General features: G+C 54.7%; 10 protein-coding genes, 5 tRNA genes and 1 other RNA gene. 15 read left to right on the top strand and 1 reads right to left on the bottom strand.

Going from position 1 to position 12,948, the window contains the following annotated elements:
- Window positions 1–135 precede the first annotated feature (135 nt).
- The 10 genes from DBY73_RS15375 (at window position 136) to dppF (ending at window position 10,880) form a co-directional block, all read left to right on the top strand.
- Window positions 136–840: an autotransporter domain-containing protein gene (locus DBY73_RS15375; protein WP_112011955.1), complete on the top strand. Its 705-nt coding sequence runs from the start codon at window positions 136–138 to the stop codon at window positions 838–840.
- Between the two features lie 239 nt (window positions 841–1,079).
- Window positions 1,080–2,282: an MFS transporter gene (locus DBY73_RS15380; RefSeq protein WP_112011956.1), complete on the top strand. Its 1,203-nt coding sequence runs from the start codon at window positions 1,080–1,082 to the stop codon at window positions 2,280–2,282.
- A 261-nt stretch (window positions 2,283–2,543) separates the two neighbouring features.
- A complete protein-coding gene (gene eptB, locus DBY73_RS15385; protein WP_112011957.1) occupies window positions 2,544–4,235 on the top strand; it encodes a kdo(2)-lipid A phosphoethanolamine 7''-transferase in 1,692 nt (563 codons plus the stop codon).
- Between the two features lie 89 nt (window positions 4,236–4,324).
- Window positions 4,325–4,401 (top strand) — tRNA-Pro (locus tag DBY73_RS15390).
- A 32-nt stretch (window positions 4,402–4,433) separates the two neighbouring features.
- Window positions 4,434–4,566: non-coding RNA, RtT sRNA (locus tag DBY73_RS15395), on the top strand.
- Between the two features lie 620 nt (window positions 4,567–5,186).
- The gene (gene dppA / locus DBY73_RS15405; RefSeq protein ID WP_112011959.1) at window positions 5,187–6,794 is read left to right on the top strand and encodes a dipeptide ABC transporter periplasmic-binding protein DppA; all 1,608 of its coding nucleotides are present in this window, start codon (window positions 5,187–5,189) and stop codon (window positions 6,792–6,794) included.
- 165 nt (window positions 6,795–6,959) lie between these two features.
- Window positions 6,960–7,979: a dipeptide ABC transporter permease DppB gene (dppB, locus tag DBY73_RS15410; protein ID WP_112011960.1), complete on the top strand. Its 1,020-nt coding sequence runs from the start codon at window positions 6,960–6,962 to the stop codon at window positions 7,977–7,979.
- A 9-nt stretch (window positions 7,980–7,988) separates the two neighbouring features.
- Window positions 7,989–8,891, top strand: a complete 903-nt coding sequence (dppC, locus tag DBY73_RS15415; protein ID WP_112011961.1) for a dipeptide ABC transporter permease DppC — start codon at window positions 7,989–7,991, stop codon at window positions 8,889–8,891.
- Window positions 8,892–8,901: 10 nt separating this feature from the next.
- Window positions 8,902–9,885 (top strand): dipeptide ABC transporter ATP-binding protein, encoded by a 984-nt coding sequence (dppD, locus tag DBY73_RS15420; RefSeq protein WP_112011962.1) that lies wholly within the window; start codon window positions 8,902–8,904, stop codon window positions 9,883–9,885.
- Entirely contained in the window at window positions 9,882–10,880 is a 999-nt protein-coding gene (gene dppF / locus DBY73_RS15425) for a dipeptide ABC transporter ATP-binding subunit DppF (RefSeq protein ID WP_112011963.1), read from the top strand. The genes dppD and dppF overlap by 4 nt, the downstream gene beginning before the upstream one ends.
- A 43-nt stretch (window positions 10,881–10,923) precedes the next feature.
- On the opposite strand, the gene coaA is transcribed toward dppF, so the two are convergent.
- A complete protein-coding gene (gene coaA, locus DBY73_RS15430; RefSeq protein WP_112011964.1) occupies window positions 10,924–11,874 on the bottom strand; it encodes a type I pantothenate kinase in 951 nt (316 codons plus the stop codon).
- Window positions 11,875–12,190: 316 nt separating this feature from the next.
- On the opposite strand from coaA, the gene DBY73_RS15435 reads away from it, so the two are divergent.
- The 5 genes from DBY73_RS15435 to DBY73_RS15455 all read left to right on the top strand — a co-directional run.
- Window positions 12,191–12,266 (top strand) — tRNA-Thr (locus DBY73_RS15435).
- 8 nt (window positions 12,267–12,274) lie between these two features.
- Window positions 12,275–12,359, top strand: a tRNA-Tyr gene (locus tag DBY73_RS15440).
- 117 nt (window positions 12,360–12,476) lie between these two features.
- Window positions 12,477–12,551: transfer RNA gene (locus DBY73_RS15445), tRNA-Gly, on the top strand.
- Between the two features lie 6 nt (window positions 12,552–12,557).
- Window positions 12,558–12,633: transfer RNA gene (locus DBY73_RS15450), tRNA-Thr, on the top strand.
- 117 nt (window positions 12,634–12,750) lie between these two features.
- Window positions 12,751–12,948 (top strand): GTP-binding protein (locus DBY73_RS15455; protein ID WP_000031657.1); only part of this gene is annotated, 198 nt, incomplete at its 3' end.

The following is a 12,948-nucleotide window of genomic DNA, read 5'->3' on the forward strand; positions in this document are numbered from 1 at the left end:
AACCGCAAAAAAATCAATCGACCCGGCTTGACGTGTTTGCTAAAGAGACAATAGTTAATACAGGGCTATCTGTCCTCATACCTCTTTCTACAACGACAAATATCGCCGAACTCGGCTCTCTCTGGAGTCGCTTTGATGATGATAAAAAAAATCAGTGGTCACCGAGCTGTTTTAAGCCTGGTGGGATACTTAGCATGTGCTTTTTTTTCTAACGCAGCGTCTGCCTGGCAACAGGAATATATCGTTTCGGACCCCCAAAGTAATACGTCAGAACGCTATACATGGGACGCCGATCACCAACCGCGCTATGACGATATTCTTGCGGAGCGTATTCGCTCGTCGCAAAGCGGTGCGGGATTTGCCTTCAGCATGCCTTCTGGCAGCGCGGCGGAAGATACGTCAGCCATGAGCCTGGGATGGAATTTCCCGGTTTCCCAAAACGTGACGACCGGACCGGTAGCCGCCTGGCGCTACGACGGGACGCCGCCAACCATGATGAACGAATTTGGCGATAGCGTGACGACGCAATCGCTCACCGATCCGCTCTGGCATGCCAGCGTCAGCTCTCTGGGCTGGCGGGTGGATTCGCATTACGGCGACCTGCGCCCCTGGGCCCAAATTAGCTATAACCAGCAGTTTGGCGAGAACCAGTGGAAATCGCAGTTCGGCATGTCGCAGTCGCCCGCTGCCCAGCAGTACGGCAGCTGGACGGATGTGAGCGTGGGTGCGGACATGCTGCTCAATACGCATATGGCAGCGTATGCCTCTTTGTCCCAGGGGGATAACACCGCGACGGGGGAAAATGTGCTTTACAGCCTGGGCGTGAGTGCCAAATTCTAAAAATGTTAATTTATTCATTGCCACGATAACATTTGATCTACAATAGTGGCCGGGGTTTCAGCGATAGCGCTTACTAACATTTTGACGTTTCGCTCCCCCGGCAAGGTCATTCATTCCCGATTCCAGGCATTTCATTCCGTCTCTCCTGCACTTCATGCCGTTTTACCCCACCGGATTTAGGGTTTTGTATATCGTTGTCCTCAGCGAATTTCCTTAATTTCTCTTGCAGGACAACTGCCATGAACACATCAACATATAACCGCACCCGCTGGCTGACGCTATTTGGCACCATTGTTACCCAGTTTGCGCTGGGGTCGGTTTACACCTGGAGCCTGTTTAACAGCGCCCTTTCTGACAAACTCGGTGCTCCCGTAAGCCAGGTGGCGTTCTCCTTTGGTCTGTTAAGCCTCGGTCTGGCGATCTCTTCCTCCGTAGCCGGGAAACTTCAGGAACGATTTGGCGTTAAGCGCGTGACGATGGCCTCCGGGATTTTGCTCGGCGTGGGCTTCTTCCTGACCGCGCACTCCAGCAACCTGATGATGCTGTGGCTGAGCGCCGGGGTGCTGGTAGGTCTGGCAGACGGCGCGGGGTATCTGCTGACGCTCTCCAACTGCGTGAAATGGTTCCCGGAGCGTAAAGGGTTAATCTCGGCATTTGCGATTGGTTCGTATGGCCTGGGCAGCCTCGGGTTTAAATTTATCGACTCCCAGCTGCTGGCCTCCGTTGGCCTCGAAAAAACCTTCATGATCTGGGGCGCGATTGTGCTGGTGATGATTCTGTTTGGCGCCACGCTGATGAAAGATGCGCCCCAGCAGGAAGTGAAAACCGTGAACGGCGTGGTAGAGAATGACTTCACGCTGGCACAATCCATGCGTAAACCGCAGTACTGGATGCTGGCGGTGATGTTCCTGACGGCCTGCATGAGCGGCCTGTACGTGATCGGCGTAGCGAAAGATATTGCTCAGGGCATGGTCAAACTTGATGCGGCAACGGCTGCTAATGCGGTAACGGTGATCTCTATCGCCAACCTGTCTGGCCGCCTGGTGCTGGGCATTCTGTCAGACAAAATGTCGCGTATCCGGGTGATTACGCTGGGGCAGGTGGTTTCTTTGGTAGGGATGGCCGCGCTGCTGTTTGCTCCGCTTAACGAAGCCACGTTTTTCGCCGCGATAGCCTGCGTGGCCTTTAACTTCGGCGGAACGATTACCGTCTTCCCGTCGCTGGTGAGCGAGTTCTTTGGCCTGAACAATCTGGCGAAAAACTACGGTGTGATTTACCTCGGCTTCGGCATCGGCAGCATTTGTGGATCGCTCATTGCCTCGCTGTTCGGCGGCTTCTACGTGACCTTCTGCGTGATATTCGCCTTGCTTATTCTTTCGCTGGCGCTATCGACCACGATTCGCCAGCCGCAGCGCGAGGTGTATAACGAAGCGCATGCGTAATGCGTCATTTAAAAAGGCCGGGTTTCCGGCCTTTTTATTGTCTGGAAAAATAAATCTGGTCAATATTCCCTCCCCCAGACATCCCTTTTTTGTAAAAAACTGTACCGATCACACTCTGCGCTGCCACTTTTCACGTTTGCTGTGGTCTACTTACCACGCTTGCTGACGTTTCTGATAACGATTCCCTGAGCGCATATTTACGCTGTCCACTTTTAATACAAAAGTTGGCGGTGGTTCTGTCCCTTTTTCCGGGTTGCTTGCATGAAATACATTAAATCGATGGCGCAACAAAAGCTCTGCTTTTTGCTGGCGTTGTACATCGGCCTGTTTATGAATGGCGCCGTTTTTTTCCGTCGGTTTGACGGTTACGCGCAAGATTTTACCGTCTGGAAAGGAATTGCAGCGGTTGTCGAACTGGTCGCAGCGGTGTTAGTCACCTTCTTTTTATTCCGCATTCTCTCTTTGTTTGGTCGCCGCGTGTGGCGAGTGCTGGCGACGCTTGTCGTGCTGTGCTCGGCGGGTGCCAGCTATTACATGACCTTTATGAACGTGGTGATTGGCTACGGCATTATTGCCTCGGTAATGACCACGGATATTGACCTCTCGAAAGAGGTTGTTGGACTGCACTTCATTCTCTGGCTGGTGGCGGTGAGCGCCTTGCCGCTGCTGCTTATCTGGAGCAACCGCTGCCGCTACACGCTGGTGCACCAGATCCGCACGCCGGGCAAGCGTTTTCGAAGCGTTGCGCTGGTGCTGCTGGCCGGGCTGATGGTCTGGGGGCCGATTCGCCTGCTGGACGTGAAGCAGAAGAATGACGAGCGTACTTCCGGCGTTGATATGCCGAGCTACGGCGGCGTGGTGGCGAATTCGTATCTGCCTTCTAACTGGATTTCCGCGCTGGGGCTGTATGCCTGGGCGCAGGTGGATGAGTCTTCTGACAACAAATCGCTAATGAATCCGGCGAAAAAGTATACCTACGTTGCGCCGAAGGATATCGACGATACCTATGTCGTCTTTATTATCGGTGAGACTACGCGCTGGGATCACATGGGCATTCTGGGCTATGACCGCGACACGACGCCGAAGCTGGCGCAGGAGAAAAACCTGGTCGCCTTCCGTGGCTACTCGTGTGATACCGCAACGAAGCTCTCCTTACGCTGCATGTTCGTACGTGAAGGCGGAGCGAGCGATAACCCTCAGCGCACGCTGAAGGAACAGAACGTCTTCTCGGTGCTGCACCAGCTTGGGTTTACCTCCGATCTTTACGCAATGCAGAGCGAGATGTGGTTCTACAGCAACACCATGGCGCAGAACATTGCCTACCGCGAGCAGATTGGCGCGGAGCCGCGCAACCGCGGCAAGAGCGTGGACGACATGCTGCTGATCGACGAGATGAAAAACTCGCTGAACGGCAATCCGGACGGCAAGCACCTGATTATCCTGCACACCAAAGGGTCGCACTTTAACTACACCCAGCGGTATCCGCGCAGCTTTGCGAAATGGACGCCGGAGTGTGTTGGCGTTGATAAAGACTGCAGCAAGGAGCAGCTGATCAATTCCTTCGATAACTCGGTCACGTATGTCGATCACTTTATCGATACGGTTATTGACCAGGTGCGCGACAAGAAAGCGATAGTGTTCTACGCCTCCGATCACGGTGAGTCGATTAACGAGTACGAACATCTGCACGGTACGCCGCGCAAAATGGCACCTCCGGAGCAGTTCCGCGTTCCGATGATGGTGTGGATGTCCGACAAGTATCTGGAAGATCCGGAGAAAGCGCAGATGTTTGCTCACCTGAAGAAAGAGGCCGATATGAAGGTGCCGCGCCGCCACGTTGAGCTGTACGACACTATCCTGGGCTGCCTGGGCTACACCTCCCCTGACGGTGGGATTAACGAAAATAACAACTGGTGTAAACTCCCTGATAACACCAAAAAAGCGGTGAAGTAGCAGGTGGCGAGTTTATCGCCAAACGAACGGCTTTTTTAATTTAAGGGATTGACGGGGGCGCACCCCAGCAGTAAGATGCGCTCCGCATTCGGCGAGTAGCGCAGCTTGGTAGCGCAACTGGTTTGGGACCAGTGGGTCGGAGGTTCGAATCCTCTCTCGCCGACCACATTCAAAACCCTGCTCTTAGAGCAGGGTTTTTTGCATCTGAAGTTCAAGAGGATGAGAATCTCCGGGGAAGGAGGTTCGACTCGAGCGAAGCGAGAGAACGTTGCGTTAGCAACGGCCCGAAGGGCGAGCCGCGAAGCGGTGAGTCATCCTCTCTCGCCGACCACATTCTGAAAAGGGCTAACCGCAAGATTAGCCCTTTTTGCATTAGCGCTTTAATCCTCTTGATTAAGCAAAATGTCCTTTAGCCCCGTTTCTTCCTGCCTGATACCTGTTTTGTGACATAATCCATTGTAATTTTTTATATATAGATTGATCTTTTTTCGCGTTGCTTATGGATAACCTCAGCATTTTTCGCTGTGCGTTTTAACGTTCATGGCATTTAGTGCTCAGATAATCACCATTCTGCAAGAAAGTTTACCCAATCTGAATAAAAGTTAATCACTGGATGTTGCGAAATATGAAGAGAGTTATGCTGTAGGTTACGGAGTAGCATAAATTTCCCTGCTGAAAACCGGCGTATAGAGTTTTTTTAATCTTTGTTTGCGGTTTCTCACACTCAGCGTAAATCCCCGCCACCTGTATTGACGTTTTCACATTCTGTTGACAGATTGTAGGGCACGAGGGGCATTTCAGGGACGATCTGCGCTGCAACTCCGTCGCACTTCTGAAAGGATTCTCCATCCCTTTACTGCCTTCGGGCACCACCGACCGGACCGGGTAAAAAATAAATAAAGGTCAGGCGGCGTAACACAACAAAGCAAAACATCACATTGGAGCAGAATAATGAGTATTTCCTTGAAGAAGTCAGGGATGCTGAAGCTTGGTCTGAGCCTGGTGGCTATGACCGTTGCCGCAAGCGTACAGGCAAAAACCCTGGTTTACTGTTCTGAAGGCTCGCCGGAAGGCTTTAACCCACAGCTGTTCACCTCTGGTACGACGTACGACGCAAGCTCCGTACCTATTTATAACCGTCTGGTTGAATTTAAAACCGGCACCACGGAAGTGATTCCGGGTCTGGCTGAAAAGTGGGATATCAGCGAAGACGGTAAAACCTATACCTTCCACCTGCGTCAGGGCGTGAAGTGGCAGGACAGCAAGGAATTTAAACCCACGCGCGATATGAACGCCGATGACGTGGTGTTCTCCTTCGATCGTCAGAAAAACGCGCAGAACCCGTACCACAAAGTGTCCGGCGGCAGCTATGAATACTTCGAAGGGATGGGTTTACCAGACCTGATTTCCGAAGTGAAGAAAGTGGACGATAACACCGTTCAGTTTGTGCTGACCCGTCCGGAAGCCCCGTTCCTGGCCGACCTGGCCATGGACTTCGCCTCTATTCTCTCTAAAGAATATGCGGACAACATGCTGAAAGCCGGCACGCCGGAAAAAGTGGACCTGAACCCAATCGGTACCGGCCCGTTCCAGCTGCTGCAGTACCAGAAAGACTCCCGCATTTTGTACAAAGCCTTTGAAGGCTACTGGGGCACCAAGCCGAAGATCGACCGTCTGGTCTTCTCCATTACGCCTGATGCCTCCGTGCGCTACGCAAAACTGCAGAAAAACGAGTGCCAGGTGATGCCATACCCGAACCCGGCTGACATTGCGCGCATGAAGCAGGATAAGAATATTAACCTGCTTGAGCAGGCTGGCCTGAACGTGGGCTATCTCTCCTTTAACACCGAGAAGAAACCGTTTGATGACGTGAAAGTCCGTCAGGCGCTGACCTACGCGGTAAACAAAGAAGCGATCATCAAAGCCGTTTATCAGGGCGCTGGCGTTGCCGCGAAGAACCTGATCCCACCAACCATGTGGGGCTATAACGACGACATCAAGGACTACACCTACGATCCTGAGAAAGCGAAAGCGCTGCTGAAAGAAGCGGGCCAGGAGAAAGGCTTTACCGTTGAGCTGTGGGCGATGCCTGTTCAGCGTCCATACAACCCGAACGCGCGCCGCATGGCGGAAATGGTTCAGGCCGACTGGGCGAAGATCGGCGTTCAGGCCAAAATTGTGACCTACGAGTGGGGCGAGTACCTGAAGCGCGCCAAAGCGGGCGAGCACCAGGCCGTGATGATGGGCTGGACCGGCGACAACGGGGACCCGGACAACTTCTTCGCGACCCTGTTCAGCTGTGCGGCGGCGAAAGACGGCTCCAACTACTCCCGCTGGTGCTACAAGCCGTTTGAAGACCTGATCCAGCCGGCGCGTGCGACCGACGATCACAACAAACGTATTGAACTGTACAAGCAGGCTCAGGTTGTTATGCACGATCAGGCCCCGGCGCTGATTGTTGCTCACTCCACCGTGTACGAGCCAGTGCGTAAAGAAGTGAAGGGCTACGTGGTTGACCCACTCGGCAAACACCACTTCGAAAACGTATCGGTTGAATAATCAGTAGGGTGTTCTCCCTCTCCCTTTGGGCGAGGGCAGGGGTGAGGGGCGTGCATGCATCCCTCACCCTAACCCTAACCCTCTCCCGCAGGAGAGGGAATTTACATTTGTGAGCAATACAGACGTCACGCCAATGGTCGTGCGTCATCAGAGAGAATCCGGGTTATGTTGCAGTTCATCCTCCGACGTCTGGGACTTGTCATCCCCACGTTTATCGGTATTACCCTTCTCACGTTTGCCTTCGTCCATATGATCCCCGGTGACCCGGTGATGATCATGGCGGGCGAGCGCGGGATCTCCCCTGAACGTCATGCACAGCTGCTGGCTGAACTCGGACTTGATAAGCCGATGTGGCAGCAGTATCTCCATTACATATGGGGCGTTATGCACGGTGATTTAGGGATTTCGCTGAAAAGCCGTCTTCCGGTGTGGGATGAGTTCGTGCCGCGCTTTAAAGCGACGCTGGAACTCGGCGTCTGCGCCATGATTTTTGCCACCGCGGTGGGTATCCCCGTGGGCGTTCTGGCCGCGGTGAAGCGCGGTTCCATTTTCGATCATACGGCCGTTGGCCTGGCGTTGACCGGCTACTCCATGCCTATCTTCTGGTGGGGCATGATGCTGATCATGCTGGTTTCGGTGCAGTGGAACCTGACGCCGGTCTCCGGGCGCGTTAGCGACATGGTCTTCCTTGATGATACCAATCCGTTGACCGGCTTTATGCTGATCGACACGGCGATTTGGGGCGAAGAGGGTAACTTCATCGACGCGGTTGCACACATGATCCTGCCTGCGATGGTGCTGGGGACGATTCCTCTGGCCGTTATCGTGCGTATGACCCGCTCCTCCATGCTGGAAGTGCTGGGCGAAGATTACATTCGCACCGCGCGCGCAAAGGGCCTGACCCGCATGCGCGTCATCATCATTCATGCGCTGCGTAACGCGATGCTGCCGGTGGTCACCGTTATTGGCCTGCAGGTGGGCACGCTGCTGGCAGGGGCGATTCTGACCGAAACTATCTTTTCCTGGCCCGGCCTCGGACGCTGGCTGATTGACGCACTGCAGCGCCGCGACTATCCGGTGGTGCAGGGCGGCGTACTGCTGGTGGCGACGATGATTATCCTCGTCAACCTGCTGGTCGATTTGCTCTACGGCGTGGTGAACCCGCGTATTCGTCACAAGAAGTAAGGGGCCATCATGTCACACGTTTCTGAAAATAAAGTGGTTGCGGCGCCGGTCCCAATGACCCCGCTGCAGGAGTTCTGGCACTACTTCAAGCGCAACAAAGGCGCGGTGGTAGGCCTGGCCTATGTCACCATCATGATTCTGATCGCGGTGTTTGCGAACGTGCTTGCACCGTATAACCCTGCGGACCAGTTCCGCGATGCGCTGCTCGCGCCGCCTGCCTGGCAGGAGGGCGGTAGCCTGACGCATCTCCTGGGCACTGACGACGTAGGTCGCGACGTGCTGTCGCGCCTGATGTACGGCGCGAGGCTTTCGCTGCTGGTCGGCTGTCTGGTGGTCGTGCTGTCGCTGGTCATGGGGATTGTGCTTGGCCTGATTGCTGGCTATTTCGGCGGCATCGTCGATAACATCATCATGCGCGTCGTCGACATCATGCTGGCGCTGCCAAGCCTGCTGCTGGCGCTGGTGCTGGTGGCGATTTTCGGCCCCTCGATAGGTAACGCCGCGCTGGCGCTTACCTTTGTGGCCCTTCCACACTACGTGCGATTAACCCGCGCGGCGGTGCTGGTGGAAGTGAACCGCGATTACGTGACCGCTTCACGCGTGGCGGGTGCCGGCGCGATGCGCCAGATGTTCGTTAACATTTTCCCGAACTGCCTTGCGCCGCTGATCGTACAGGCGTCGCTCGGCTTCTCTAACGCCATTCTCGATATGGCCGCTCTTGGCTTCCTTGGCATGGGGGCGCAGCCGCCAACGCCGGAGTGGGGCACCATGCTCTCCGACGTGTTGCAGTTCGCACAAAGCGCCTGGTGGGTCGTCACCTTCCCGGGTCTGGCGATTCTGCTGACGGTGCTGGCATTTAACCTGATGGGTGATGGCCTGCGTGATGCGCTTGATCCCAAACTGAAGCAGTAAGAGGCACGAGATGGCGTTATTAAATGTAGATAAATTATCGGTGCACTTCGGTGACGAAGGCACGCCGTTTCGCGCCGTGGACCGCATCAGCTATAGCGTAAATCAGGGCGAAGTGGTCGGCATTGTTGGCGAATCTGGGTCCGGTAAGTCGGTAAGCTCGCTGGCGATTATGGGGTTGATTGACTACCCCGGCCGCGTGATGGCGGAAAACCTTGAGTTTAACGGCCAGGATCTGAAGCGGATTTCTGAAAAACAGCGCCGCCAGCTGGTGGGGGCGGAAGTGGCGATGATCTTCCAGGACCCGATGACCAGCCTGAACCCGTGCTATACCGTCGGTTTCCAGATTATGGAAGCGATTAAGGTGCATCAGGGCGGTAATAAAAAAACCCGGCGTCAGCGCGCGATCGATCTGCTGAACCTGGTCGGCATCCCCGATCCGTCATCGCGTCTGGACGTTTATCCGCACCAGCTCTCCGGCGGGATGAGCCAGCGCGTGATGATCGCCATGGCGATTGCCTGTCGACCAAAGCTGCTGATTGCCGATGAACCCACAACGGCGCTGGATGTAACGATTCAGGCGCAAATCATCGAACTTCTGCTTGAGCTCCAGCAGAAAGAGAACATGGCGCTGGTGCTGATTACGCACGATCTGGCGCTGGTGGCGGAAGCCGCGCACAAAATCATCGTGATGTATGCGGGCCAGGTGGTGGAAACCGGAAGCTCGCACGATATCTTTCGCGCACCGCGCCATCCGTATACGCAGGCGCTTTTGCGTGCGCTGCCGGAGTTTGCTCAGGACAAAGCGCGTCTGGCCTCGCTGCCGGGCGTGGTTCCGGGCAAATATGACCGCCCGCAGGGCTGTCTGCTGAATCCGCGCTGCCCGTATGCCACCGATAAATGCCGTGCGGAAGAGCCGGAGCTGAACCTGCTGGCTGACGGTCGTCAGTCGAAATGCCATTACCCACTCGATGATGCCGGGAGGCCAACGCTATGAGTACGCAGCACATGCTGTTGCAGGCCATTGACCTGAAAAAACATTACCCGGTGAAGAAAGGCCTGTTTGCGCCCGAGCGCCTGGTGAAAGCGCTGGACGGCGTCTCCTTTACCCTTGAGCGCGGTAAAACGCTGGCGGTGGTGGGGGAGTCCGGCTGCGGAAAGTCCACGCTGGGCCGTCTTCTGACGATGATCGAAACGCCAACCGGCGGCGAGCTTTACTATCAGGGACAGGATCTGCTCAAGCACGACCCGCAGGCGCAGAAACTGCGTCGTCAGAAGATCCAGATTGTGTTTCAGAACCCGTACGGCTCGCTGAATCCGCGTAAAAAGGTGGGGCAGATTCTGGAAGAGCCCCTGCTGATCAACAGCTCCCTGAGCAAAGAGCAGCGCCGTGAAAAAGCGCTGGCGATGATGGCGAAGGTCGGCCTCAAAACCGAACATTACGATCGCTATCCGCACATGTTCTCCGGCGGCCAGCGTCAGCGTATTGCCATCGCCCGCGGCCTGATGCTCGACCCGGACGTGGTGATTGCCGATGAGCCGGTGTCCGCGCTCGACGTGTCCGTGCGCGCGCAGGTGCTGAACCTGATGATGGATCTTCAGCAGGAGCTGGGGCTGTCTTACGTGTTTATCTCCCACGATCTGTCGGTCGTAGAGCACATTGCCGATGAGGTGATGGTGATGTACCTGGGGCGCTGCGTGGAGAAGGGGACCAAGGACCAGATCTTTAATAATCCTCGTCACCCGTATACGCAGGCGCTGCTGTCTGCGACGCCGCGCCTGAACCCGGACGATCGCCGTGAGCGCATTAAGCTGACCGGCGAGCTGCCGAGCCCGCTCAATCCGCCTCCCGGATGCGCGTTTAACGCCCGCTGCCGTCGTCGCTTTGGCCCTTGTACGCAGCTGCAGCCGCAGTTGAAGGACTACGGCGGTCAGCTGGTGGCCTGCTTCGCGGTCGATCAGGATGAAAACGGCGAGAAGCCGCAGGCGTAAAGAAAAAAACCGGCGATAAGCCGGTTTTTTTATGACTGCAAGATTATTTTCGCAAACGAATCTGGTCGACGGCGTGTTTTTCACTCTTAGTGAGGATCAGGCTCGCACGTTCGCGCGTCGGGAGAATGTTCTCTTTCAGGTTCACGTAGTTAATCTCGTTCCACAGCCCCGTTGCCACATTGATCGCCTCTTCTTCCGAGAGCTGGGCATAGTTGTGGAAGTAAGAATCAGGGTCGGTGAAGGCGCCTTCGCGGAACTTCAGGAAGCGGTTGATATACCAGCTTTGCAGCAGCTCTTCCGGCGCATCGACATAGATAGAGAAATCCACGAAGTCAGAAACAAACACGTGATGCGGATCGTGGGGATAGTCCATGCCGCTTTGCAGAACGTTAAGCCCTTCAAGAATCAGGATGTCCGGCTGTACAACCGTTTTGTCCCCGTCCGGGATGCGATCGTAGATCAGGTGTGAATAGACGGGCGCCGTTACGTGAGGCACGCCGGATTTCAGATCGGAGACAAATTTCACCAGACGGTGCATATCATAAGAGAGCGGGAAGCCCTTCTTCTTCATCAGGCCGCGTTCTTTGAGCACTTCATTCGGGTGCAGGAAGCCGTCGGTGGTGATCAGCTCTACGCTGCGGTGCTCCGGCCAGCGGCTTAACAACGCCTGCAGCACGCGGGCTGTGGTGCTTTTCCCTACCGCAACGCTGCCCGCAATGCTGATGATATAAGGAATACGCTGGCCGTTGGTCCCGAGGAACTGCTCCAGTACGGCCTGTCGGCGCAGGTTGGAGCTGATATAGAAGTTAAGCAAGCGAGAGAGTGGGAGATAGATTTCCGCCACTTCCTCCAGGGAGAGATCTTCGTTTATCCCCTTTAACCGCGCGATTTCACCTTCCGTCAGAGTCATCGGAACGGAATCACGCAGGGCGGCCCACTGGCTGCGGTTAAACTGAAGATAGGGTGTCATTAACGTTTGCTCTTTTTTGCTCATAAGCATGCTTCAGTGAGCCATCACAACACAGCCGGGTCATGACTCATTACAGAGTTAATTTGGACAATGGGCAGGAGGTTAACACCAGATGACAGGAATAATAAGAAAAAATATGGGAAGCGATGCGTTACGCGTGAGCCGTCACGGTAAGGTTTATGCAGGTTAATACAGGCTTCCATGCTGAATATTTGACCTCTAATGGCTGAATTTCCAGCGCTTAACCCTCCTTTCGAATAAAATGTGAGCGAAAGAACGTTTTGTGCAATTTTTTAGTTGCATGACAGCGCATGTCTCCATAGAATGCGCGCTACTTGATGCCGACTTAGCTCAGTAGGTAGAGCAACTGACTTGTAATCAGTAGGTCACCAGTTCGATTCCGGTAGTCGGCACCATCAAGTCCGGTGGGGTTCCCGAGCGGCCAAAGGGAGCAGACTGTAAATCTGCCGTCACAGACTTCGAAGGTTCGAATCCTTCCCCCACCACCACTTTCTGGCAGCGAATTTGCCGCCGGAGCTGGTTGGAAAAATTGACCAGCTCGAACTTAAAAAGAGAGAAATCTCTTTTTTTGTTACAGAAAGAACTGGGTAGCCGAGTTTCAGGATGCGGGCATCGTATAATGGCTATTACCTCAGCCTTCCAAGCTGATGATGCGGGTTCGATTCCCGCTGCCCGCTCCAATACGTGCTGATATGGCTCAGTTGGTAGAGCGCACCCTTGGTAAGGGTGAGGTCCCCAGTTCGACTCTGGGTATCAGCACCACTTCACTTCTCCTCCCTTTTCTCTCTGTTTCAATGTAAATGTATTCAACAGTTCAGGCATTTCGCCTGGTTGATGTGGTGATATCACCGATTTATCCGTGTCTTAGAGGGACAATCGATGTCTAAAGAAAAGTTTGAACGTACAAAACCGCACGTTAACGTCGGTACTATCGGCCACGTTGACCATGGTAAAACAACGCTGACCGCTGCAATCACTACCGTACTGGCTAAAACCTACGGCGGTGCTGCTCGCGCATTCGACCAGATCGATAACGCACCAGAAGAAAAAGCTCGTGGTATCACCATCAACACGTCT

Source organism: Enterobacter sp. RIT418, from assembly GCF_003057745.1.
Taxonomy (GTDB): Bacteria; Pseudomonadota; Gammaproteobacteria; order Enterobacterales; family Enterobacteriaceae; genus Enterobacter.

Bases quoted from the DNA above. Each gene is read 5' to 3' on its own strand.
- eptB (WP_112011957.1), top strand. From the start codon at position 2,544: ATGAAATACATTAAATCGATGGCGCAACAAAAGCTCTGCTTTTTGCTG.
- dppC (WP_112011961.1), top strand. From the start codon at position 7,989: ATGTCACACGTTTCTGAAAATAAAGTGGTTGCGGCGCCGGTCCCAATG.
- dppB (WP_112011960.1), top strand. From the start codon at position 6,960: ATGTTGCAGTTCATCCTCCGACGTCTGGGACTTGTCATCCCCACGTTT.
- dppF (WP_112011963.1), top strand. From the start codon at position 9,882: ATGAGTACGCAGCACATGCTGTTGCAGGCCATTGACCTGAAAAAACAT.
- dppA (WP_112011959.1), top strand. From the start codon at position 5,187: ATGAGTATTTCCTTGAAGAAGTCAGGGATGCTGAAGCTTGGTCTGAGC.
- DBY73_RS15375 (WP_112011955.1), top strand. From the start codon at position 136: ATGATGATAAAAAAAATCAGTGGTCACCGAGCTGTTTTAAGCCTGGTG.
- DBY73_RS15380 (WP_112011956.1), top strand. From the start codon at position 1,080: ATGAACACATCAACATATAACCGCACCCGCTGGCTGACGCTATTTGGC.
- coaA (WP_112011964.1), bottom strand. From the start codon at position 11,874: ATGAGCAAAAAAGAGCAAACGTTAATGACACCCTATCTTCAGTTTAAC.
- dppD (WP_112011962.1), top strand. From the start codon at position 8,902: ATGGCGTTATTAAATGTAGATAAATTATCGGTGCACTTCGGTGACGAA.